Raw genomic sequence first — 23,207 nt, 5'->3', positions numbered from 1 at the left:
ATAGTGGCTACTTGAAGAGCGAGAAACTTCCCGCTGCCGGCTGGAGAAATGCCGGCGTGCTGTTGCTTGAGCCGAACGAGAGTCCCTGCAGATTCGGGAATGCGCTAAGCGGACCTGGGCTTACAGAGCCCGGCGCCGGCTGAGGATTTTCTGCTTCGGCCACGATCGCATCGCGCTTGCGGAGCACTTTGGCGCGAATTTTTTGAGGCACGTTTGAAGTGTCGAAGTTGGGGTTATTCAGAAGCTCGAGAGCGTATGCTTCGATGTCATTGTCGTCGTATGCCTCTTCAGTGCCGGAGCTCTGCTTCTGCGGTTTGCCGATATTGCCGACTTTGTTCACTTTGAATGAGCCGTCGGCTTCCTGCGTCACGACGCTCACATTTCCGCCTTCATCCACCTGTGTGGTGACAACTTTGGCGTTCCTTTTTTCTGCTGCGGTTTCGGCAGCCTTTATCTGCAGGTCAAGATCGGATTTCGCCGCGCCAAAGTATTGCTCAAACAGAGGGTTTATTGCCGAGAGCTTTGCCTGCGCGGTGGTCAGCGGAAGAAGCGCGTCTTCGTATGCGATGCCGGCACGCTCTCTTGCGAGGCGCTCCTCTTCGCCGAGCGATGAGGCAAGCCGGTTGCGTTCGCCGAGTATTTTGTTGTAGGCGTCGACAAGCGGCTTCTTTTCGCTGGCTACGAGACGCTGTGTCTGGCTCTCGGTCACGAGGCCGCCACTTTCGGTTGTGCGCTTTCGGATATCCTCTTCAGAGGCATCCAGCGCGTTTTCCATTTCGGCGATGCGCTGGTCGAGCGATTTAAGCTGTGTGCGCTGCGGATCGAGCGATGCAAGCTCTTTGGTATAGATGTCGGATTTTTTCGGCTGGCTGGCGAGCGCGGTATTGATGTCTTCCGTCAGCTTGTCGAGGCCGAGCTGCTTCCGGTACTGCTCGAGAAGCGATGTCTGCGTGGGCACGCTCTGTCCGTAAATGTCGATGGTTGTTTTCGGTGCAGTTGGCGCAGGAGAGGGAGTCGGAGCAGGCGCCGGAGGCGCGGTGGGAGTCGCAGGATTGGGAACAGCCGGTTTTTGCAGCGCACTCAAAAGCGACACGTTCTGCTCATACGTGCCTTTATATCCGGCTGATGATCCGAGCCCCAGTGACTCAAAGGTCTTGGCGCGCTCCTGCACTGACGGGAGCGACTGGCCTTTGGTTTTGTAGTAATCGTAGAGTGTGTTTGCCATAGAAAGCAGGGGGACTTCTATGGCTATGTTGCTGATATTATATCATTTTTGATGTGATCATGTAAGCGTTGTGTAGCGCCAATTTCCGTTGAAGAAGACGTAAAACCTGCGCACGGAGCCGTCGTCGTATAGCGCAAAGCTGATCGGATATTTCGGCGGATCGCTCGGCGCGGTGTTTAGGATTGGAATATCGCGCAGGATCGTCAGCAGGTATCCGAGCGACGGATCGAGCTTATTTTGCGGGTTTTGGCTTTCGTTGTTCATAGCTATTTCAGTTTGTCGAATTCCGTGATGATCTCCTCAATTTCAGCAAGCATTTTCTGCCTGTCTGCGATCTCCTTTTCAAGCTCGGCCTTCTGCCTGCGGAGATCCTCAACATTTACGATCGTGACAGACTGCCGCGTGTCAGTTTTGCGGGCGGTCTGCTCGTCGATTTTTTCAAGCGTGTAATTTTTTTCTGTTGCCATATGTGTGTTTGGTTATTTTATAATCCGGTCGGGCACATACACCGTGCTCATGTCGGAGATGCCTAAGTCCCACTGCCCGGTGAAGCCGGTCGGCGACCAGATTTCTATTTTGATCTGAATTTTCTTTGCGCGGGCATTGAAGCGGAACAGCTTGTTGATAGCGCTCGGGCTCTCATTTCCTTTGATTGTGCCGATCTTCAGAAACGGCGTCACGAGAAGATAGGAGTCGCTGGCATAGTTGGCTCCTGCATACAGGGTTTCGTCCACGTATACCCGGTTAAGCGAGGTGTCGATGCTGGTGATGTGGCGGATTTGTCCGGCGCCGCCTCCGGCGACAACTGTGACTTCGTAGCCGACTTTGAAGTAGGCAGTCGGGATAAATGAGAGAGTGAAGTAATTTGATCCGCCTCCGGTGGCAAATGCCGAGTATTTTTGATAGCGCTCTTCGGTGTTGTATTTCACCACGTAGCGGGCGAAGCTTGTTTCCGGCATTGGCTTCCAAAAGTTCAGCACCTCCTGAATGAATCGCTTGCGCCGGTACGGCTCATCGTCGAAGAGCGGGCTGACTATGATTGCGTTCCAGTCATACGGCTTGAAGGAGCCGGTGTCGTTGTTTACGTCAATGACATAAGCGCCCGATCCGCCGCCTTTGTACCAAGCCGCGCGGAATTGATCGGAATTTACGGAAAGCATAATGCTTCCTATTGTGATGACGCCGGTTCCGCTGATGTTGGTGATGCCGCCGTGCGACATCGTATGCCGGAAGTAGAGGGCGTTGGTGTCCGGATTGAAGCACCATATTCCGCCGGCATAGTAGCGCTTCTCCATATTGAAGCCGTGGGCCCGAAGGCCGATAAGAATGACGCCCTTGTGCACTTTGACGGCATCAGGGTTGATGGAGAGATTGATGTCTCCGGACTCGATGTCGGGGAAGCGGTTGAGTTTCACGAGGCCGGACCCGTCGAAGAGATTGATCCAGCCGTCGCCGGTGATCACGTAGAGCCGGTTCTTGTCCACTACTCCGGCTGGAGCCGACAGGTTCGGAAGCTGGAGCACGCGGTTGTAAGTTGCGGATATGCCATCCCAGAAAAACAGCGCGGCACCGTAGGCATTGCTGTAGGCGCAGATTACGAGGTAGTCGGTGAGCGGAGCAAACCACTTGATTTTGTATCCAAGCGGAAGCGTGATGCGCGTCGCGTTCCACGAGCTGGCTCCGGTATCCCATGCCGCTACATAGCGCTGGTTTCCGAAGCAGATGAATTTCAGAAACTTCGTGATCGGGCACAGCTCTGCGTTATTTGAGACCGCAAAGCTCTGCCATGAGTCAGTCCACGTGTCAGTTTCGCGCTGATATCGTCCCGCCCATCCGTTTGATGCATAGTAGAGGAAGCCTTTCTCCGTGAAGTTGTCTATTTGGCTGTCGCCGAAAAGGCCGAGCCCGCCCCACGCATTCACATTGTCGTGGACTTCCGACCAGCTCGGATAGTTGAATTTGAAGACTTTGCCGTCGAGCATGTTTATCGCCCAGTTCGTGCTGTCGAATATCGTGCTCCAGAAAATATCGGCAAGCGTTGCAACGGCAGCACTGTCAGTTTCTTTGAGCAGTTTCTGCGCCACGCGGATATACGGCGGGGTCGACTCAAAGTCGAGGTTTTGCGCCCACCAAAACATGCCCGGCGCATTCAGATTGCCGAGTCCTTTGTCGAAGCGCGATTGTTTCCAAATTTTTCGCAGAAGTGGCATAGATGTTTAGACAATGTGCTGGCGCGGAATGGTGACTGTGTCCGGATTGGTTTGCATGCGGGCCTGCGTCTGATCGCGCCATTTGCGGCGCATGACGCGCTCAAACTCGGCCATGTTCTCGCGCTCGAGCTCGGTGTCGCCCTGCTGGTTGTAATAGCGGCCTTTGCCGAAGGCGACGTGCGCACCGTGATACAGCGATTCAATTTCCGGCTCATCTGCATCTGCAGCAAATTCATCGGAGATATGGACGAAGAGCAGCGTTGCTGTTTTTCCGCCTTCAGCCGGCGTCGCTTTGATGTAGAGGTACTTGCCGATTATCCAGCAGACATGGTCGCTGTAGCGGTTCCGGAGGCCATAGTCGATCAGCCGATACGGCTTTTCGTCGTCGGCAATTGTGAATTCAATAAACGAGCGAAAGTTGTCCGGCAGCGTGAATCGGTTATTGTTCGCCTCGGTTTCGTAGGCCTTTTCTTCGAGCAGGTAGTCCCAGTGATCAAACGTCTGCTCGCTGTCTTTTTCCGGACGCCATGTCTGCACGGCGCGGTCTGCATCCTGCACCCATTCATTGAGAATGGAATCGGCGACCGAGCTGTCGTCGGTCTGGTTTTTTATTGCGGTTTTAATTTCTCCTCTGGTCATATGTTTATATGTCGTCGCGGACGACGATGATCATCTGCTTATAGCCCGTGTGGATCGAGCTGTCGGGGAAGGTTACCTCAACTTCTCCGGAGTATGTTCCGACCGTATTGGTGTCCGATGCCTGCCAGCTGTATCGGCATTTGCCTTTTACAGCATCGGTGATCGTGCACGCTGCGCCGTTGATTTTCACTGCGCCAGTATCTGCGTTCTTCATGTAAAACTTGACTGTCGCGCCGGTGAGATTTACGGCCTTGCCGTCCTGCGTGATATCAAATTCAAGCGGAGGGCGGGTATCGTTTTGTACAATTTTTATGGTTGCCATATTTAAGGTTTAAGTTTTATCTCCTCTTTCGCGCTTTTCAGAGCGGCCTCGCTCTTTGACTGCTTCAGCTCTATTCCGGATTTCGCATTTGAGAGAGGTATCCCGGTCTTTGAGCTTGGTAGGCCGATGATGCTTTTCGCGGTCATGAGGAGCACGGAGAATTTTGCCGTCAGCAGCTCTACTGCCACTCTGATCGGCTCGGGAATTTTGAAAATATCCCACACATACCGGATCGCTTTGCCGGCAAGTCCGAAGATGTCGAGCAGGTATGTCCACATCCGGCCGATCGTGATCAGAATGTCGAAGCGGTAGGTCAGGATTCTCGAGACGATGGCATTGATTTCGAAGCGATAGGTCAGGATTTTTGCGATCGTATTTTCAATATCCAGCAGATAAATCACTGCCTTTGAAGCGAGTGCCAGAATGTCAAACAGGTAGGTCAGCGTCCGGTCGACTACTGAGAAGATGTCAAACAGATAAGTTCCTGCTTTGCCCGCGATTGTGCGGATATCGAAGATGTATGCAGTTACCCGGGCAATGAGATTTTGAATGTCGAGAAGGTACGAGACTGTTTTTGCCGCGAGGTTCCGGATATCCAGCACATAGGCGGTGACGCGCGCAGCCAGCTGCTGCATATCGAACAGATACTCCAGCTGCTTTGCTGCGAGGATGGTCTGATCGAACAAGTACGCGATTGTTTTTCCGGCGAGGTTCAGCATGTCAAAGACGTATGCTGATGTTTTTGTCGCGAGCTGCTGCATGTCGAAGAGATATGCGGTCAGCTTTGCAGCCAATTCTTTCAGATCGAAGATGTACGTTCTCTGCATCAGCGCGTTCAGGAAGATGCCGAATTGGTAGGTTATGCTGCGCGCTGCGAGCTGGGCCTGATCCCACATATAGACCGTTGTTTTGATTGCGGGGCCTATGATGTCGAACACGTACTGCGTCAAGCGGGATGCCAGTATCCGGATATCGAGAATGTAGGTATAAGTTTTTTCCGCAAGCGCATTGATGCCGAGAATGTAGGTCAGAGTTTTGGCGATCAGTGTCGCCTGATCCCAGATATAGGAAGCCGTTTTGGCGATGAGATTTTTAATGTCGAGCAGATACGCTGTAATTTTGTAAATCAGCGAATTGATGTCGAGCAGATAGGTGTATGCCTTTGAAGCTAATGCGCTGATGCCAAAGACATACGCGACCGTTTTTGCAGTGAGCGCTGCCTGATCCCATAGGTATGATCCGGTGCGCGCAGCGAGCCCGAAAATATCCCAGACGTAAGAGGTGGTTTTTCCGATCAGCGCAAAGATGTCATGAATGTATGAGACAGCCACGCTGGCAAGTCCTCGGAGGTCAAAGATATAAGCGAGTTCTCTTGCGATCAGCTGGAATTGATCCCATGCGTATGTCAGCACACGGCTCGCCAGCGCGAAAATGTCGAGCTGGTAGGTAGCCGGCTTCGCTGCCAATCCGAAAATATCGAGCACATAGGCAATGATCCGAGCCACGGATATTTTCTGCGGTGTAGTTCCTGCGTATGGTGCTGTTGCGTATGCGTGAGTTCCGTAAATCATAGGTTTATGTGCTCAATTCGTAGACGCGAGCAGTTGCGTGCCACGTGATGTTGTTGTCGGCTGCGCCGGTAACCTGCACAAGTACATTCGTCCCGCTGATGCTGAAAGAAACATCCCATACGGCCTGACTTTCATGGGTTGCGTTGTCCTGTGTGCTTCCTATTTGGCTTACTGTGCCGGCAATGTTTTTGAATGTTGCAACGCGTGCATATCCCGCGCCGTCCCCCGCAGTGCCACCGGTGCCTCCGGTTCGACGTGCTGCAACTTTTATTTCAATCATCTTTACCGAGTCGGTAATCGTTGCGAGGGTGAGGATGGTTGTCGCTGTGGCATCAGTCGTCGCAGCGCGTCCCTGATACACTTTCTCCGCCACGTCGTCATTGGTTGCCACTGTTTCGATGCGGTGCGCTTCGCTGCCGAGTGTCGGTTCCTGGATGTGAAGGCGGGCAGAAGCAGTGCCGTTTGTGCCCGAAATCAAAACTTTCTGGTTTTCATCAATAACCAGCGCTAGGTTTGGCGCAGCCCCGCCGGTCGTTGACTGTTTGGTGTAAATCAGGAGCCGCCCTTGGGCGTTTGAGCCGACGCGGTAGCCGATAAGAGAAGCGGCAATGTTGGTTGTGAACGCAGTGGTAACTGTAAGAGCGATGCCGGCGCCCGCTCCGTTGGTGTTCGCGTTGTGGATGCCGGCGTAGGCATAATTTACGATAGCCCCGACGCCAGACATCGCGTTTTTTGTGCTGACCGAGTTTATCTGTCCGCCGGAGCCCTCGGCGATAGTTGTGCCGGTAGTGGAAGTTAATTCTCCATTCCCTTTAATGACCAATCTGACCCCGGGCGAAGTAGTGTTGACATTGCACAGATAGCACCAAAGTTCAGTGCCTCGGTTTGAAGCGCTCCAAGCAACGCCGGAAGAAGCGGCCACAAAAAATCGGGCGCCCCATTGAAATGCGGAGCCGTCATGCGCATAAGAGTCAAAGCCGGAAATAAAGTTGTTGCCTGCAGTCGCGGCAGGAGAGGCGAACGTGCCTGTTGAATGACGGAAAAGGATAAAGGGATTGTTGTTTGCAGCATCAATCAGCAGATGGTTTGCGTCAGCATCCTTGCCGTGTATCTGCATTATGGTCGTGGTATAGGTACCGCGGACTCCGCCTCCGTCGTTATCGACCACCCGCAATCGGACTCCTGTCGAAGTCGTTCCGATGCTAACATCGCCGGCAGAATCAATTCTCGCTCGTTCGGAGTTGTTTGTATTGAATTTGATGTTGTGCGCGGTTGTCGCGCCAAACCAAATGTCGCCACCGGCTGTGTAAATCGTGCGCGGGGCGTAAAGATTGAGACCGCTTGCATTGAGCTCGAGGCGGATGCTGCCGTTGTGCTGTATCTGAACGACTTGGTCGTCGGTCGTTCCGAGAACTGCTGCTGCGCCGAAAGCATTGCCGCCTTGCTTGAAGCGGAGGTTCAGTTCGGCAATCAGATCGGCGATCATTTTCGCCGACATCGCGAGCGCTACTTTGTAGGTTTTGCCGGCGGTGTTGTGGTTCGCTGCGCTGGTGCTTTCCTGCGCGCGCGTGATTGTGAGCGTATCCGTAGTCCGTGCAGTGACACGCACAATCTCCCGATTGGGATCATCCGATGGGTCGCCGTAGTCGGTGGAATTCCACCAGACAACATTAAACTCACCGTCGGATGACGGGTCAGGAAATCGTGCGCCGTCCCCGGAGGCCAAAACAATGGAGGTTGCCAGCGAGTCATAGCCCTGGGAGACCGCGCCCTTTGCAAAATTTTTTACTGCATCAAGCGCCATAGCCTCAGTGTTCTATGACCGCTCACTTTGCGCTTGGATTGTCGCGCTCGGCTCTGGCCAGTTCTTCTTTTGTCCAGCTGCGGATTTCAACGATCTGCTCGGCAAGGCCGGCAGGCACCTGCAGGTTGGACATTTCGGAGAACAGCTCTTTGAGAAGCTCGAGTGCTTTTTTGCTAAGCGGTTTGGTCATAAATTTGGATTGGTTTTTCGCACGGCCCCGTGCGTATTAGGCTGCAGTGTCGCCTTCGGATTTCACCTGCGTGGAATTCGCGGTGACTGCGCCTGCGCCGGCAAGCCATGACAGCCGGTACCACAGGCCGAAGTTTCCGGCTGCGGCTATGTTGCCGTGCTCCATGCCGGATGCTTTGTCGGGAGCATTTCCGCCCTCGGCATCGATAATCGATCCGGATGCTTTTTTGCCGAGCCACAGGAAGCAGATTTTTTTGTTCGTTCCGATGGTTCCTCGGGTTGTTCCGCCCGATCCCTGCTTGACTGTAACTGTGCGGGAAGCATCAAGAGATGCGAGATAGACCGCATAGACTTTTGCATAGGTGCCGGATGACAGTACTTCAGTCGCGCCGTTTAGCGTTACGTTTTCGGTCTGCCGTGCGCCGGTGCTGTCTTCGCCGACGATGGTCGCTTGGCGAGTGTCGGCGCCGTCGGAAACAAGAGCCACCACAGCAGCTGCGCTGAAGTTGGTCATGTTGCCCTGCGCGCCGTCGGCGTCGTCAGCATGATCAATGCCGAAGCCGAATGAAAGCGCGGCGTTGGTCGGCTGAGAGAGTATCCACGAGATCACGTTCTGCCATGCAAGCGAGCCGTGCTCGTTTTTGCGGAATATCTTTCGGTATTCCGTTCCGCCGGCAGCTGCCTCATCGCCGGTTATGTCAGTGAAGAGGTTGTTGTCGACGTTGTCGGTCACCAGCGTGCCCGAAATCGCACCGCCCGATGACTGCGATGCAGAAGATTTATATTCTTTTAGATCGTTTGAGACGATAGGCATACGCTATTTTTTTCGAGTCCGCCTTTTCGGCGCCTCGGTTTCCTCGTCCTCTTCCGGCTTGGCCTCGGCCGAAGCGGGCGATGATTTTTCACCGTGGCTCATCTCCTGCTCATACACGGCATGAGAGAGCTTCAGCTGCTCAAGCGTCTCCGCATCAATGTCTTCGGGCAGGAAGTCGTCCTGCTCGTAAGTTGTGCCGTCAACAATGACGCGATGAGCCGCCCGAATTTTGATGTTGGATTTGCTCATACAATTTCAGGGGGATTTCTTATTTTTGTGCGTTAAGAAGCGCGTCGATGATCTCGGCCTTTTTGAGATTTGCATCGAGCGATACTCCGCGCTCTTGCGCGAGTTCCTGCAGCTGGGATTTAGTCAGCTTCTCAAGCTCTGCGCGCGGATCGGACTGATCATCTCCGGCATTGCCGGCCTGATCAGTGCTTTCGCTGCCGGCATTTTTTCCGGCCCTCTCGTCTTCGTCGGTAACTTCAACGAAGTCGACGCCGAAGGTGGGAAGGGAGCGGAGTTTTTCGATCACTTCTTTATCTTTGGTGACAAACTCTCCGCCGACGAAGTCAGCGTAGACGCCCGGCTTGTCGCCGACTTTTACGCCTCCTTCGAATTGGGGCATGCCCGGCTTCACAACGATGCGGAGCGAGCCGCCGCCTGATTTATAGATGCGAGTTCTGAATGTTGCCATACGAGGGATGTTGTTATTGCTGTTATGTTTTGACCTCCGAGGACTGTTGCGCGCCTGGCCTAAGGGCGTTTTTCTGCCCTCGCTTCTGCCCCCGAAAGGAGGCAGGAAGCCAAAGCAGAAGCTCTGGTATCCCGTTGAGTAAGAGAGTCGGGATCACACTCCAGTCGGCTAGACAACGCCCTTAAGGATCGCGTTCTTTTCGAAGTTGACCCTTTGGAGACCTGCTTCGGTCAGATACTCGTCTTTGAACTTATCGTCGCCCGGTGCCTGCACGTTGGTCGTGAGCCCGGTATCGCGGCCGTTCAAAGGACGATGCTTGACCGTGGTGATGTCGAGGACTACTCCGAGACCGGAGTATTCCTGATCGAACATCGGGTGGCGGACGATATTCAAGATGCCGAACGGAGACTGGTACTTGCGCACCATGACGCCGTAGGTCTTGTCGTCTGGGGTCAGCTGGAGCTTGCCGGTGGCAAAGCTCTCGATGTAGGCGAGGATTGCGTTGCCGCAGAGGAACAGCTTCTCCGAGGAGCCGTACTTGAAGGCATAGTCGCGGAGGAAGTTGCGGAATTCCGTATCCGTAAGGGCGGAGCTCGCTTCGTCCTGGACATTGCCTATAGCCGTGATCGCTTCGAGGATGCCGCCTGTGTAGCGCAGCGGTTCGCCGTCGGGACCCGTTGCCACTTCCTTTTTGTCGCCAAAAAGGTAGGCGCGCTCGATAAGCTTGGCGTGCTCGATAGCCTTCTTCACGCGCTGGAACCGGCGGTATTCGCCCGGCTTCATTGACGGGTAGGTCTTTGAAGCGTCGAGCGTCTTCGATACTTCCACGTAGGTTTTGAAAATCTGCGTGTAGTTCGTGACCGGAACGAGCTGCGTGTGATTGGCCGGAAGCGTGCCCGCGCCTTCTTCGGACGCCGTGCCGATGATGGTCAGCCAGTCGTTGTCGACCAGAGCGGTCGCCACAACAGAGCCCTGTGCGCGAGTCACCGTGATGGTGTTCGTGCTGTAGTTCACGGAAGTGACGCGGTAAATTTCACCCGTGCGGGTGTTCTTTACAACATCGCCTTTGGTGAAGATCGCAGCGCCCGGTGTGTCCACGACAAATGCCGTATCGCCCGTGGCGTATCCGGCGCCATTGTTGATGCGCGCCCATACGCCGCCGTACTGATCTTCATACTCCTTGAACTCGGGGTTGAAGGTGACTTCCTTCTGAAGCGCTGATCCTTTGAATTTGCCACCGCCGTCCGCGATCTTGCCGATCTGCGTAAGGAAGGCAGTCAAAGGAGTTTCGCCCGGCTCCAAGATGAAGATTTTATCGTCTACATCAGGAACGCGAGTCGACTGTTCGACGCTGAGGGTGTCAAGCTGCCCGATGATGTGAGTTGGTTCAGCCATAATTCACTGTCAGTTGATTGTGAGCGCATTGCCTCTGCACTCGGTTGTTACATGCGGTTCGGATTTCCGATTCCGCTGACGAAGGCATCAAATCCGCCTTCGGGGATTTTGCCTTTGGGTGCCGGTGCCCCGTCCCCAACGGCTGAGGCGTTTTCGCGGTCAAGATCGGCGATCTCCTCTTTTTTCAGCGCATCTTCGGCTGCCTTCTTTGCCTTTTTGTCTCCGGTCAGCGCGTCATAGACGAGCTGAAGAGTTTTGGCATTGAATGGGAGCTTATCCTTTTCGATGGTGTCGAGGATCGTGTGGCCGAGCTTGCCGTCTTCGGCTTCGAGCTCTTCCTTGTGCGAATCCATCCACGCATCGATTCCGGATTTGACTTTCGCTTTCGTCTCGCGATCGTCAAGAATTCTGTTGACGGTCGCTTCGACAGAGTCGTCGTCCTCATCTTTGTCCGCCCCTGCTTTGCCTTTGCCTTCTCCGGCCGAGCTTCCGGCGAGAGCCGCCTTCAGCTGTTCAGCCAGTTCCGGTTTGGCAGCGAGCGCCTTGTCGAGGGCAGTGAGGAAGCCTTGGACTTTCTCATGCTCCTCTTTCAGAGTCCGGAGTTCTCCGAGCTCTTTGGCATGCTCGCCGAGCTTTTTTTCAAGCTCGCCGTACGCCTTGTTCGCCTCGTCAAGATTTGCGTACTTGGAGGGTTTGCCGTCTTCGCCTTTTGCGCCTGCGTTGGCGGCGGGCTGACCATCCGGTTTTTTGCCGGCATCGTCTCCCGTCTTGTCAGAGTGTCCGTCGCCCGATGGCTTGGGCTTGGGGTCTGGTGATTGACTCTCTGGGTGTTCCTTTCCGGAAAGCACATCGTCGAGGCTTGCGCCTGCGCCGGCGTTTTCTTTCGGATCAGAGCCAGTAGGTGTTTCAATGCTCATATGAGTTTTGAACTGCGGTTGGCGGAGTATTACGTTCAGGGTCATGGCCTAGATGCTCCTGCGTAGTCCGCAAACAAACCGAGCTGGTATTTTGACCAGCTCGGCTGACCTGCAATCGCGTAAGAAGTCCCCCTAAGAACCCCGCGATTAGCCGGTCAGCTGAGCCGGCCAATTGCTGATAAGAAGTTAGGGGGCTTCTTTGTGTTCGATTGTGTTAGGTGTATGTCATATGCCTCCGGTTTTATTTCCGCTCTTGACCTGTTTTGCGATTGCCTCGATCCAGAGCGTCACGTTGGCCAGTCCTTCGCAGACGCCCTGCCATTTGCGCAGCTCGGCATCCGGTTTCTTGTGGTCTTTGAGCTGCGTAGTCGCGCCGGCATCCAGCGCTTCGAGGAGATGCTTGAGCGGAAGGAAGTATTTGCTTTCGGCAAGATCGGCGATTGCGCGCGCATCTTCCTGTGAAAGCTCTTCAATTTTTTTGTTTGCGTCAGCGTTCATAATTTTAGTAGCCGAGTTCATTCGGATTCCGGCGGTTCTTTTTGGAGCCCGGGTTGCTTTCTTTTTCTGATTTGCTCACGGCTTTGACGGCCGTGACTTTGAATGTTGCGGTAAGGGGCTGATTCTTTCCCTCGTCGTAGCCGTAGCGGTCTTTTTCGGCTGCCACCTGCTCGACTTCCATTTCGAGGCGGTATTTTCCGCCGACGCTCCAGCTTTTTATTTCCGGAATATCCTCGGCGGTAAATGTCACGCGCGGAAGCTCGCGTTTCGGCTTGCTTGGAGCTTCGACTGCCGTTGCCGGCTTGCCTTTTGTTGGTTTAAGTTCTGCCATATCTTTATGATGTAATTATATACAACTTTGATGTAGTCCACAATGGCCCTAACTGTGGACTACTGCCTCACGGCACCGCCCAGATTGGCTCCCGCTTCCTGCCCGGGAAGCGGAATGGTTGGTGCGGGCGGAGTGATGCCTTCTGCGGGAGGTGTCGAGCCCGGCAAAGGAGCCGGAAGCACAGGGGCTGTCTTTTCCACGATGTACTGATCTTCCTCCCATCCGTAATCTTCGAAGATGCGCGCCAGTATTTTGAATTTCTTGATGGAGAACACTTTGCCGGTTTCCGGATCGGCGATATCGTCCGGCATATCTTTGATTTTTTCCCAGAGTTCGAGGTCTTTCTGCTTGCGGAGTTCGGTTGAAGTGGCCAGCGTTGATGCCTGCTCGACGGACAGCTCATATTCATCGGGGAAGAGGGCATGCTTGCCGTCCTGACCGATCCAGCCTTCCTCGAGCACAGGGAAGTCGGTGTCAGTATAGTCATCGAGCGCGGCGAGAATGCGCTTCGGCACGACAGACCGGCGCGTCCAGTGCTGCTTTATCATGGAAATAAAGTGGTCGAAGTGGCCGATGTAGGCGTTTCGAAGCATGAAGAGGAAGAGTTTGACGCCCTCGAGCGTTGCTTCGCGCATGAATGATGCGACCGTCGCAGTTTCTTTGCCGTTTGAGCCCTGAAGGGTTGAGTAGTCGTCGATGCCGGCGACAAAGCGCATCATTTCCTTGATGCGGTCGATCTGCACAAAATTCCCCTGATTCACGTCGCCGAAGCGGATTTCGCGCACCGATGCCGGATCGTTCGTCCAGAGAATGCCCATCGGCCGGACAACAATGCTCTTGCGCTGGTCATAGCCCGGAAGCGCAACAGGCGCAGCTGCGATCATGCCGTTAATGCGCACTGTCACAGCATCTTCGATTTTATTGGTGTCGGAGTTCACGAGCTCCTGCATGTGCATGAGGAGCTTTGGCATTCCCATGCCTTCAAATTGGAACGGGCGAGGGAAGAACGTCACCTTCCGGAACGGCTTTTCGCTGTGGTCGTGCGGGTTTGCGCCGTCCTTGATTTCGAGCGCGCCGGTGACGCCTCCGCCCGGGCAGAAGACCGTCATGCGGTCATCCATCCAGCGTTCGACGATTTCAAAGAGAACGTCGCTTGATTTCGGCTCGGAGTTTACGCCCGGATTGGCGTCGCCGAACTGGCGCGATGCTTTGGTGGTGTGCCGGATGCTCTTGCGGATTTCAAGCAGCACTTCTTTGCGCACGTAGGCGAAGTCAGTTGTGTCGCCCATGCCGGAGAGAGGCTTGCCGTCTTTATCCACAAAACGAGCCCATGCGCTGTCAGGGACATCGGGGTATTGCGCCTTGGCTTCATCAAGCGTGATCACGTAGCGCTGGAATACCGGAAGCGGATCGGAGAGCTTGCGCATGCGCACATGTCGGAAAAAATTGTAGACATCGACCGGATCAAAATCAGGCCAAAACACAAAGCCGGCTGTTTTCTGTCTGCGGAACAGCTTTTTAACTTTTTCAATAAGTCCGATTTTTTTCTCGACCGTTCTGACGGCCTCTTTTTTGAGGAAGTCCTTGCCGATAGTGTGGCCGAAAATAAGACACTGCAGGAAGTAGTCGATCTGATCTTCGCTCATGCGGTATTCCCATAGAAGCTCGAGCACTTCTTTCAGTGCTTCGCCGTGCGTGCCCTGCACGCGCAAGTCCGGCATGACGCCGACTGTCTTTTGCAAATACGCTTTTATGTAGCCGAAGACGTACGGCATGAATACATTGCTTTGCCACACTTCTCCGCTGGTCAGCTGCTCCAGTTCCTCGGCGCGGTCTCCGGTGTACGACTCAAAAAGTTTGTAAGCTTTGTCGTACTCTGGGTGAAAGTAGTAGCGGGCGTTCTTTACCGCCTCGTCGTATTCAGTTCTGAATTTTTCAAGCTCTTGTTGTGACGCCATAGAAATTTTAGGGGGACTTCTACGACGTATGGTTAGTTTGATTATATCACATCATTTTTGATGTGGACAAGCATAAAGGTTTATCTGGCTGGAAGCTCCTTCATGCCCTGCCACGCAAGCATTGCGGATATTAGCCGGTCGTCCTTGTTGCGGTTTTCCTTTGGGGCGCCGTCGCCGTTTTCCGCTCCCATGCCGTGCAGGCCACGCTCATCGGTTCTTATAAATGTGAGCATTTGGTTGACCGTGGATTCGCATGAAAGTCCGATCTCCTCTTCGCGCATGCCTTGCTTGAAGTCCTGTACCATCATCGGCTTGGTGAGGGAGTTAGTGCGCCAGCCGAGCTTGCGGGTCTTTGCATTGGTTATTTTATCGATTACTTCGCGCCGGTAGATGTTCGGGTACCCGGATTTTTTGAAGACGGCAAGCATCGCCGGCCCCGGATGATTTATTTCCGGCACAATCAGCGCATTGTTGAAATACATCGCGAGGTTGAGAGCAAGCTTTGCCAGTTCTTCCGGCGGAAGGCGGTCACTGGCGAATGACGCCACTTCGCGTCCGGTTCTTCGGCTGAATACTGTGAGAGCGCCGTCGTCTCCTCCTTCGCCTTCTGCGCTGTCCGCGCCGAGAGAGTAGAAGTGGCCTTTTTGAGGAAGCTCGTAAATCTCCACGCCTGCATCGGTAAGCGCGAGTGCCTTTCTGTTTTCGGCAAATGCCTGGACAGGAAGGGGTTTCCGGATGAATTTTCGCTGCGCCTCTATCAGCTCTTTCGGGATGACTGCATTTGTCGATGCAATGAATGCCTCCTGCAGTGTTGCCGGATACTCCTGCTTGAAATCCTCGGCGGACCCACCGGCTTTGTTCGGGATAGCCCATCTGCGCCAGTTCAGCTTTTCAAGTATTGCGTCCGGATCGGAGATTCCGTATTTGGCCATCTCGGTCGGCAGCCATTTTTCGTACGCATCAAGCGACCTCGCAAACTTTTCTTTTTCTTCTCTGCTGGCAAATGCGCGCTCGTATTCCGGCATAAGAAACCACGGAAGAAATATCACCTGAAAATCGTTTTTATTCTCCAGCGCTTCCTGCACAAAGTCGTAGAAGTATTTGCCGGTTCCGGCAACGCCGTTTGCGGTGCTCTCAACAATCACTATGGTGTCGGGCAGGTCGGGGACTGCCTGCAGTGCCGCGAGCATCAGCGTCTTTGCGTCTTTCCAAAACGCCACCTCGGAGGCGTGAAAGCAGTGAATGTTGAGGCCTCGGCCGATCTTTACTTTGTCGGCAGTTGCAATGGTCATCTTCGACCGGATGCCCGGCTCTTCAATGCGCGTTTTTGGATCGGGATTCTCAAAGACCAGCTGCTTTTTATTGTTGTACCGGACGAGCGGTTTTTCTTTTCTCGGCAGGCCGTCGTAGAAGAGCTTGGACATTGAAAAGATTTCGTCTGTTGTTTCCGGATCATGCGCAATAACCAGCGAGTGTGTGTTTCGCTTCCGCACCGTCCGGTGAAAAATAAGCGCTTCGGCCAGCGTCGAGACGCCTTCTCGCCGCGCTTTCGGCACAATGATACGGATCGGCTTGCCCTCCTGTTTGATGCGCTGGATGACTCCGTAAATGATCAGCTGCGGAGAGTTGAATGCGAGCGGTTTCAGCTCCCCCGATTTTGTCTTGATCAGGAGGTTGTGCTCTATGAATGATCTCGGCTCGTCCTGGTACCATCCGTACACTTCGCGCAGAGCGCTGATCTTACTTTCGCTTGTCTGAATTGTTGGCAGGCGGTTTTCCATAGGTTTTTTCAAAAAGCGCCAGCCGTTGCTCGTAGCTCATATCGTCAGGATCAGTAGGATCAGGCGGAAGCTCGATCGGCTGCTTTGCCTTCCCGAGCCAGCGGTCAAGCAGGCTGTTTGCAGCATTTAGTTTTACGAAGTCGCTTTTGCTTCCCATGAGCGCGGTGAGCATTTTGATTGCGGTCTGTGCTCCGCGCCGGATGTCAGCAAGATTTTCTTTTCTGATGAGCGCGTCCATCTCGAGCGCATATTCTTCATAGGCATTGTGAAGAAGTCCGTTCTTCTCGAACCAGTTGTCGATGGTGGTTTTCGGCACGCGCGTCTGTTTTGCGATGTCAGCATAAGGCACGCCTTCATACTTGAGGCGGACGGCGTCCCGGCATGCTTTGCTGTTTTTGTCGCGCTTTGCCATAGTGTTTATTTTCCTGCCAGCCAGTCGGCGCAGATAAGCTCCAGCGCTCTCGATCGCGTTGCTTTCTCGCTTTTCGCCAGCGAGTCAATGGCCTCATTGATTACCGTCGCCTGCGGTGCAGTGACGCTGAACGTAATCAGCGAAATGGTCACGCGCTTTGGATTTATTTTTTCTTTCGTCTCAACAACATTCGCGCCGCGTGATTTTGCGAATTCGGCGACGTCTTTCACAAACTGCGCGATGCGCTCTTTCGGGTCTTCATCCACGATAAAGCTCACCTCGACTAAATGCGGGCGCTCCACTTCTTCTTTTAGTTTTTTCAGCTGCTCGTTTGCCTCTTCTTCGGCCACTTTGAGCGCGTCTTTCAGCGTTTCTTCTTCCTGTCCGTACACTTTGGCGATTTTCTCGATAGTGTGACCGCGCTTCGTCAGCTCATAGACGAGCATGCCGAGCTTGAGCAGGTCGTCCTGCCCGCCGATGTTGTCCTGCAGCGAGTAAATCTGCGCATCGTCGTCATTGAGCTCGTGGATGTTCACGGCGATTGTCTCGAGGCCGAGCTCTTTCATTGCCGACCATGTGTGGAATCCGCCGAGTATCTGCATGCCTTTGCCGTGCCGGCGGACTTGAATCGGCTTGGTTTGGCCGTGCTCTTTAACGGACAGCTTGAGCGCCTCAAATTCCTTCCGGTTCATCCGGTTTGGATTCCACGGGTTCGGCTTGCATGAGCCGATCGGAACGATTTCTGTCTTGAGTTCTTTTCCTTGTTTTTTCATATGGTGTAAACGATGTATTCAACATTGCCCTCTGTCTGCTTTTTGCCGACGATGTTGGAGATTGACCAGCGGTGCTCCAGCACTTCCACGTCGGCTTTCCGGTATTTGCGTACCATCTCCAGCAGCTCCTCGGGGCTGATGCCTCGGTCGGGATTGGTCTGGCCTAAAGACACAATCCAGTGCGGAATGTGGAGTGCGGATGCAAACATTCGGTCAAGAAATTCCTGCGCGTCTTTCCGGCTGAACACGCTGTCGTCTTTTTCTATTTTTTCTCCGGCAATCATGCAGTCGAGGACGTAGTATTCTGTTTCGTAGGAGCTTGAGTCGGGGTAGGGCGGGTCAAAGTATGCGATGTCGCCTTTTGTTTTTTTCAGAAATTCAAATACGTCGAGCTTGTGCACTTCGTTCTGCAGGTGGTTATCAAAAACGCCTCGGTTTATAAGCTCCTTCAGCTTGAGCAGATACGGCAGAGGATGGCTTATCATCTGCAGATTGTGCGAGGCGTGGCTTTTTGAGCGGAATGGGTATTCAAATTTGCCGGCATCCAAGTCCATCGTGTCCCGAGTGTGCGTGTATTTTGCGAATTGGCGCGTGCCGGCAACGTATTTCATGAGAAGCAGGCGCATCAGGTAGAAGCGCATCGAGCCCGGCTCGAAGTTTGCCCGAAGCGATGCGAACGCGTTGTCGAGAAACTGCGCGGTCTTGCGCACCATGATTTTCGGCACATAGTTTTTTTCTATAAAGCCGCTGTTTTCAGTTTTTTGAAAAAGGAGCGCCACGTCCTCGTCGGCGATTTTTATTCTGCTGTTTTCTACGAGCGCCTTGCCGATGGCGTAGGAGCGCTCGGCGATGTCATTGCATACAACGCGGTAGCCCTTTGCTTTCGCCCACATGCTTACCGATCCTCCGCCGAGGAATGCATCAACAAATACGCCGTCTGGCTTGGTGACGCGCTTGAAAATATCCCGTATGATTCTGCGCTTGCCTCCGAAGTAATTCGGGAGCGCATCAAATTTTTTCCATTGTTTTGACATATGTGCCGGTTTTGACTGCTTGCACCTCCGCGCGCGACTCCCTCCCTATGCCCGAATTCCCGTAAGGGATAGGCCGCGGGCATATCGACCAGAAGAGAGGGATGCGTGCGCGGATGTGTATCTTGTCTGATGTAATTATATCATTTTTGATGTGGTTCTAAAACGGCTATTTCTGCTTCTACGCGCCCGATTCCGTCGCCGGCCGGCTCAAAGTCGAAGCTGCCGGCCAGATTCTTGTCGTTTTGGAACAGCGCGTCTGCGATTGAGCCGAAGACATTCTCCGGATCGGCGTGTGCTCTGTTTTTCCATAGAATTTTGAGGCGCATTGAGGCCTTTGCGCCTTGGGGAAGAGCTATCGGCTTTTCTCCGCAGGCAATCCGGCGCTTTGCCTTGTTCCATTCGTCGGGGCCTGCCTGCGTCCGGACAGCGCCTATGAATTGCATCTGCACATAGCGCTTCCACGCGGCATAGCGCTGGGCTTCTTTCGTCCAGTATGAATTCCGCGTCTTTTTAATCTTCGGCAGTGGGTTGCCGTGCGGGTCTTCCTGATTTCCTTTGATGGTGAATGCAATCTTCATAGGGCTTCAAAATTGGGACTTATTGGGAGTTGCCGGCTATTCGCCGGTCGCTGCCGGTCAGCTCGTAAATGTCGCACATTTCTACGATGCGCGAGGTGCTGCGCTCTCCGATTTTTTCAGCAAGTTCCTGCGTGTTGCAGTTGCTGGTGAAAATTGTGGGCAGCTGGTGAATGTAGCGATGATTGATGATCCGGTAGAGCGTTTCTGCCACAAAGTCCGTCGCCCTCTCGGCCCCAATGTCATCGAGGATCAGGATGCGCCGGTTTTCGGGATTGGTCAGATCGTCCTCGGCTCGCCTCTTGTCGAGGTAGTGGCGGTCGATATCAGCACGGATTTCGTGGATAAGGTCGACCACATTCCAGAGAGTCAGGTAGCGCCAGCTTTGAGGCACCTCGTAGTGTTTTTTCAGGGCAAAGCAGATGTGCGTCTTGCCGGTGCCCACGCCTCCGTGGAGGTAGATGCCTTTTCCGCCTTTAAGCATTGACTCAAATGCCTGCTGGATTTTGGCCGGCACCTCTTCCCAGTTTGCTTTTTCGTATCGTGCTGGTGTTTTCATACTTTTGTGCTTTTTATGCTTTCAAATTTGCCTGCGCCTGTCTTGGGGCTGTCGGCTTTCAGCTCGTCCTCCCAGCGCTCTTGATTCAGGTAAGTTGCCGGATGCGGGATGTATCGACCTTTGTCGCGCTTCCATTGGTCGGTCTTTTTGGCCGCCTCGATGGCTTTCATAATTTTCTCGGCTAGCTCGGGCGAAGGGCTGATGTGCATCCATTTCTGCAGCGCCAGCTTCTTTGCTTTTTTGTTCGGATAGGCATGCCAGAATTTTTCGAAGTCCGCGACAACACTCTCTGATTCTTTTTTTAATTTCTCTTTGTCTATTTCTCTTTTGGTAGGAACATTCATGCCTTCCTGGTGGGACTCTTTATGCCTAGGGGTAGGCATATTTTTGCCTACGGGTGGGCATCTCCATGTCAGGTAAATCCTGCGGTATGTTCCTTTGGCGCTCTTATTTGTGTCGCGTATTATCAGTTCTTTCGACTCCAGCTCCAGCATCAGCTTCCGGATGGTGCGCTGCTTGATGCACAGCCGCTGGCCGAGATACTTGTCGGTGGCGATACAGTAGCCGTGCCTTTTTGTGAGCGCGGAGATTTCTCCGTAGAGCAGCTTGCCGTTCGGGCTCAAGTCCTTCCGCTCCAGAATTTCGATCGGAATTACCACAAAGTAATGCGGCTCAAAAAGCTCCTGCAGTTTTTCCATTGAGTCGATTCCTCGGTTCATGAGGAAATCGGCCATCTGCAGTTCAGTGGGTTTTTCGTGTCCGTATTCGTTTGTGGGTTTTTCGTTGTCCATAACTTTATGCGAACAGCTGTCGCTGCGGTTCTCTTGCCATCTCGAAGCGGTAGACAACGCCGAGGGAGATTGGCATCAGCGCCGGCAGCTCGACCTTTGTCTCCGGCATAGCGATGTCGTAGTCGAACTCGCGCTCAAACCATGTGACTTTTCGCTGGTAGTCGCGGATCGTCACCAGCTTTTCGTCGTGGTCAATCACGCGGTTCCGGTACGTCTTCACTCGCTGGGGCACGGCCGTCAGTCCGCGCAGGAATTGCGCGCCTCTCCGCGTTATCAGCCAGAAGCCGGAGTGGCTGCTTTCATCGTCGATCTTTGCTGCGAGCGCGTGGAAGCGCAGCTTGGTGAAGTTTGTCCATTCGTTGTCAGTCAGGCGGAAGTCAGGCCGTGCGCCGATCTTCATGTCGTCGTGGATGTGTATGCGGTTCCGGTTGTAGTAACGGACTGCCCGATGAAGTTTCACCAGCGCCGAAACTAGCCCAGGTGTGAGCCGGTGCCAGTATTCGCGCATCAATGCTCCGCAGTGCGGGCATTTTTGCGATTGGTTTTTACTTGCGTTGGTGCTCATAGGTTTTTACATGGTGAATCCCTGCAATCGCACCTCTCCTCGGTTGGCGGGGTGGAGGAAGAGCATGTCGCCTTTGCCGGCGAGCTTTTCTGCTCCGCGCTTTCCGAGTATTACTTCGCTGTCTGTCGGCGATGCGGTTGTCAGTGCGATGCGGGTCGGGAAGTTCGCTTTGATCAGGCCGGTGATTACGTTGGTGCTTGGCCTTTGTGTTGCGATGATGAGGTGGATGCCGACAGCGCGAGCCATCTGCGCCAGCCGAACCAGCAGCAGTTCGATGTTGGCGTCCGGCCGGTTCATTTCATCCTGCGCATCCAGCTCTTCGAGCGCTTCGACCAGCTCTGCCTTGGTTATTCCGTGAGGCACATTTTGCCCGCGCCGTTCCATTTCTTTGCAGAGCCACGGCCGGCTTTTCTGTCCGTATCCGTTGATCTTGCGCCGCTTTTCTTCGATGCCGGCGCGCAGTATGAGGTCTGCGAATTCGTCTACCACGATCGTGATGTAAGGCATCCGGTTTTCCGCATTCCGCTTGCTTTGGTTGTATTCGCCGATGTCGCGCTTGCCGGCTTTTTCGAGAGTCCGATATCTGCGCTCCATTTCATCTGCGATTTCCATCAGCTTGCGCACTGCGCTGTCGTATTCGTAGATAATTTTTCCGCGCAGGTGCGGTTTGCGTGCAAACGGCGCCAGCTCGACCCGCTTCGGATCAATCAGTACCAGCTCCATTTCTTCAGGAGCCATCTGCTTGGTAAGTGCGGTGATGATGTTGTGCAGGAGCGTGGATTTTCCGCTTCCGGTTGTGCCGGCGATCAGGAGATGCGGCATTTCGCTGAGCGGGACGCTGACGCATTCTCCGCTGACGTTGATTCCGATCGGCAGCGAGAGCGTGCCCGGCTTCAGGTGCTCTTTGCCGAGCTTCGGCGCAGTGCGCGTTTCGTTTTCTACTTCGACGCCGACCAGCGTTGTGCCCGGGATCGGAGCGATGATTCTTATTTCTCCTTTTGCTCCCAGCGCATGCGCAATGTCGTCTTTGTGCTTTTTGATTGCCGTCATTCTTACTCCGGCCGATACTCGGAATCGGTACTGCGTTACCGATGCGCCGGCTCTTGTCTCGACTGGCTCCACGGGTATTCCGAATTCTGCGAGCCGGACTTTGATCCGCTCTTCGGGCAGCAGATTTTTGTTTTCTGCCCGGTCGAGCCTTGAGGCGACAAACTTCTTTGAGGTGAAGGCGATGTCGCGCACCTTATGCATCACTTCGACGTCGCTCATATCCGCGTTGATGAGGCCCTGCGCATACATGAGTCCTGCGTGCTCGCCGTCGAATGGGTCGGAGAGGTTCGGCAGGAAGATCGGATCGTTTGAGAGAAACTTCGCAACGTCTTTGTAGAGGTTGTAGAAGATAATCCGGTACGGCTCGTGGTCAAACGGCACCGCCCAGTCCCTGATCTGCGGAGTTCCGGCGTTGCCGTTGCTGTTGAGCGTTCGCTTGATCTCGCGGAAGAGCATGCGCTCCGCCTTTATCCCCTCCGAGGCGAGGAGCAGATGGAACATGAATTGCGACTGGATGATTTTGATGTAGTCCTCGGTTTCGTAATCCGTGAAGTTGGTTACGAATTTTGTGTCGATGATTTCCACTGCGCCGTCTTTGCGCCGGTGCACCAGATCGGGCACGCCGGTTGCGGGGAGGGGCAGCAGATCTCCGCCGAGCGTCCGCAGCTCTCCTTCGAGTTTTTTCTCCGACATCAGGATTTCGTGGTACTCCGGCTCTTCGGCAAAGTAGAAGTCCATTGCCTGCGTGTATCCTTTGAGCATCGACTCTCGACTTCCGGTTTTTCCGTATTCGATGTAAGCATCAGAGAATTCGTCGAGGAATTTCAGGCCGGTTTCTTTTGCGAGCGCAATTGCTTCCGTGCGGTCTTTCGGCACCGGAATGTCGGGGTGGCCGCCGTAGTACACTTTCAGCGCTTCGTGGCCTGCGCGCCCGATCATTCCGGACACGCTCATCTTTGCGTCATAGACGCCGAGAATGTATTTCATTTTGAAGATGAGCGGATTGCGCAGCAGCTGTGTGAGCGCCGAGTATGACAGCGATCCGATCGGCATTGTCTTGCCCGGGGCCTGTTGGATGTTTGTTAGTGATTCCATAG

At 53.9% G+C, this 23,207-nt stretch carries 25 protein-coding genes; all 25 read right to left on the bottom strand.

Annotation, left to right across the window (positions count from 1 at the left end):
- Window positions 1-7 precede the first annotated feature (7 nt).
- Complete coding sequence (locus EPO34_03620; GenBank protein ID TAK04208.1) at window positions 8-1,225, bottom strand: hypothetical protein; 1,218 nt, start codon at window positions 1,223-1,225, stop codon at window positions 8-10.
- 57 nt (window positions 1,226-1,282) lie between these two features.
- The gene (locus EPO34_03615) at window positions 1,283-1,489 is read right to left on the bottom strand and encodes a hypothetical protein (GenBank protein TAK04207.1); all 207 of its coding nucleotides are present in this window, start codon (window positions 1,487-1,489) and stop codon (window positions 1,283-1,285) included.
- 2 nt (window positions 1,490-1,491) lie between these two features.
- On the bottom strand, window positions 1,492-1,692 hold the full coding sequence (locus EPO34_03610; GenBank protein ID TAK04206.1) for a hypothetical protein: 201 nt from the start codon (window positions 1,690-1,692) through the stop codon (window positions 1,492-1,494).
- Between the two features lie 12 nt (window positions 1,693-1,704).
- Window positions 1,705-3,435, bottom strand: coding sequence for a hypothetical protein (locus tag EPO34_03605; protein TAK04205.1), 1,731 nt, complete (start codon window positions 3,433-3,435; stop codon window positions 1,705-1,707).
- A 6-nt stretch (window positions 3,436-3,441) separates the two neighbouring features.
- Window positions 3,442-4,074 carry a hypothetical protein gene (locus EPO34_03600; GenBank protein TAK04204.1) on the bottom strand — a complete coding sequence of 211 codons (633 nt, stop codon included), beginning with the start codon at window positions 4,072-4,074 and terminating at the stop codon, window positions 3,442-3,444.
- A 4-nt stretch (window positions 4,075-4,078) separates the two neighbouring features.
- A complete protein-coding gene (locus tag EPO34_03595) occupies window positions 4,079-4,396 on the bottom strand; it encodes a DUF2479 domain-containing protein (GenBank protein ID TAK04203.1) in 318 nt (105 codons plus the stop codon).
- 2 nt (window positions 4,397-4,398) lie between these two features.
- A complete protein-coding gene (locus tag EPO34_03590; GenBank protein TAK04202.1) occupies window positions 4,399-5,967 on the bottom strand; it encodes a hypothetical protein in 1,569 nt (522 codons plus the stop codon).
- 4 nt (window positions 5,968-5,971) lie between these two features.
- Complete coding sequence (locus tag EPO34_03585; GenBank protein ID TAK04201.1) at window positions 5,972-7,771, bottom strand: hypothetical protein; 1,800 nt, start codon at window positions 7,769-7,771, stop codon at window positions 5,972-5,974.
- A 226-nt stretch (window positions 7,772-7,997) separates the two neighbouring features.
- Window positions 7,998-8,774, bottom strand: a complete 777-nt coding sequence (locus EPO34_03580) for a hypothetical protein (protein ID TAK04200.1) — start codon at window positions 8,772-8,774, stop codon at window positions 7,998-8,000.
- Window positions 8,775-8,777: 3 nt separating this feature from the next.
- Window positions 8,778-9,023, bottom strand: a complete 246-nt coding sequence (locus EPO34_03575; GenBank protein TAK04199.1) for a hypothetical protein — start codon at window positions 9,021-9,023, stop codon at window positions 8,778-8,780.
- A 19-nt stretch (window positions 9,024-9,042) separates the two neighbouring features.
- The gene (locus EPO34_03570; GenBank protein TAK04198.1) at window positions 9,043-9,471 is read right to left on the bottom strand and encodes a hypothetical protein; all 429 of its coding nucleotides are present in this window, start codon (window positions 9,469-9,471) and stop codon (window positions 9,043-9,045) included.
- 168 nt (window positions 9,472-9,639) lie between these two features.
- Window positions 9,640-10,752, bottom strand: a complete 1,113-nt coding sequence (locus tag EPO34_03565; GenBank protein ID TAK04197.1) for a hypothetical protein — start codon at window positions 10,750-10,752, stop codon at window positions 9,640-9,642.
- 161 nt (window positions 10,753-10,913) lie between these two features.
- Window positions 10,914-11,783 carry a hypothetical protein gene (locus EPO34_03560; protein ID TAK04196.1) on the bottom strand — a complete coding sequence of 290 codons (870 nt, stop codon included), beginning with the start codon at window positions 11,781-11,783 and terminating at the stop codon, window positions 10,914-10,916.
- Between the two features lie 225 nt (window positions 11,784-12,008).
- Complete coding sequence (locus tag EPO34_03555) at window positions 12,009-12,281, bottom strand: hypothetical protein (GenBank protein ID TAK04195.1); 273 nt, start codon at window positions 12,279-12,281, stop codon at window positions 12,009-12,011.
- Between the two features lie 4 nt (window positions 12,282-12,285).
- Window positions 12,286-12,612 (bottom strand): hypothetical protein, encoded by a 327-nt coding sequence (locus EPO34_03550; protein TAK04194.1) that lies wholly within the window; start codon window positions 12,610-12,612, stop codon window positions 12,286-12,288.
- A gap of 59 nt (window positions 12,613-12,671) precedes the next feature.
- Window positions 12,672-14,570 (bottom strand): hypothetical protein, encoded by a 1,899-nt coding sequence (locus EPO34_03545; protein TAK04193.1) that lies wholly within the window; start codon window positions 14,568-14,570, stop codon window positions 12,672-12,674.
- Window positions 14,571-14,650: 80 nt separating this feature from the next.
- The gene (locus EPO34_03540; GenBank protein ID TAK04192.1) at window positions 14,651-16,351 is read right to left on the bottom strand and encodes a hypothetical protein; all 1,701 of its coding nucleotides are present in this window, start codon (window positions 16,349-16,351) and stop codon (window positions 14,651-14,653) included.
- Entirely contained in the window at window positions 16,311-16,763 is a 453-nt protein-coding gene (locus tag EPO34_03535; GenBank protein ID TAK04191.1) for a hypothetical protein, read from the bottom strand. The genes EPO34_03540 and EPO34_03535 overlap by 41 nt, the downstream gene beginning before the upstream one ends.
- A 5-nt stretch (window positions 16,764-16,768) precedes the next feature.
- Window positions 16,769-17,536, bottom strand: a complete 768-nt coding sequence (locus EPO34_03530; protein ID TAK04190.1) for a hypothetical protein — start codon at window positions 17,534-17,536, stop codon at window positions 16,769-16,771.
- Window positions 17,533-18,570, bottom strand: a complete 1,038-nt coding sequence (locus EPO34_03525) for a hypothetical protein (GenBank protein TAK04189.1) — start codon at window positions 18,568-18,570, stop codon at window positions 17,533-17,535. Before EPO34_03525 ends, EPO34_03530 begins: the two co-directional genes overlap by 4 nt.
- Window positions 18,571-18,710: 140 nt before the next feature.
- Window positions 18,711-19,148 (bottom strand): hypothetical protein, encoded by a 438-nt coding sequence (locus EPO34_03520; protein ID TAK04188.1) that lies wholly within the window; start codon window positions 19,146-19,148, stop codon window positions 18,711-18,713.
- Window positions 19,149-19,167: 19 nt separating this feature from the next.
- Window positions 19,168-19,704, bottom strand: coding sequence for a hypothetical protein (locus EPO34_03515; protein ID TAK04187.1), 537 nt, complete (start codon window positions 19,702-19,704; stop codon window positions 19,168-19,170).
- Window positions 19,701-20,495: a helix-turn-helix domain-containing protein gene (locus EPO34_03510; GenBank protein TAK04186.1), complete on the bottom strand. Its 795-nt coding sequence runs from the start codon at window positions 20,493-20,495 to the stop codon at window positions 19,701-19,703. The genes EPO34_03515 and EPO34_03510 overlap by 4 nt, the downstream gene beginning before the upstream one ends.
- 4 nt (window positions 20,496-20,499) lie before the next feature.
- Window positions 20,500-21,060, bottom strand: a complete 561-nt coding sequence (locus tag EPO34_03505) for a hypothetical protein (protein ID TAK04185.1) — start codon at window positions 21,058-21,060, stop codon at window positions 20,500-20,502.
- Between the two features lie 6 nt (window positions 21,061-21,066).
- The gene (locus EPO34_03500) at window positions 21,067-23,205 is read right to left on the bottom strand and encodes a hypothetical protein (protein TAK04184.1); all 2,139 of its coding nucleotides are present in this window, start codon (window positions 23,203-23,205) and stop codon (window positions 21,067-21,069) included.
- Between the last annotated feature and the right edge of the window lie 2 nt (window positions 23,206-23,207).

The sequence above is a fragment of the Patescibacteria group bacterium genome (assembly GCA_004297215.1).
Lineage (GTDB): Bacteria > Patescibacteriota > Patescibacteriia > UBA9934 > GWF2-40-263 > 2-01-FULL-63-20.
This window is presented reverse-complemented; position numbering and strand designations above follow the sequence as displayed.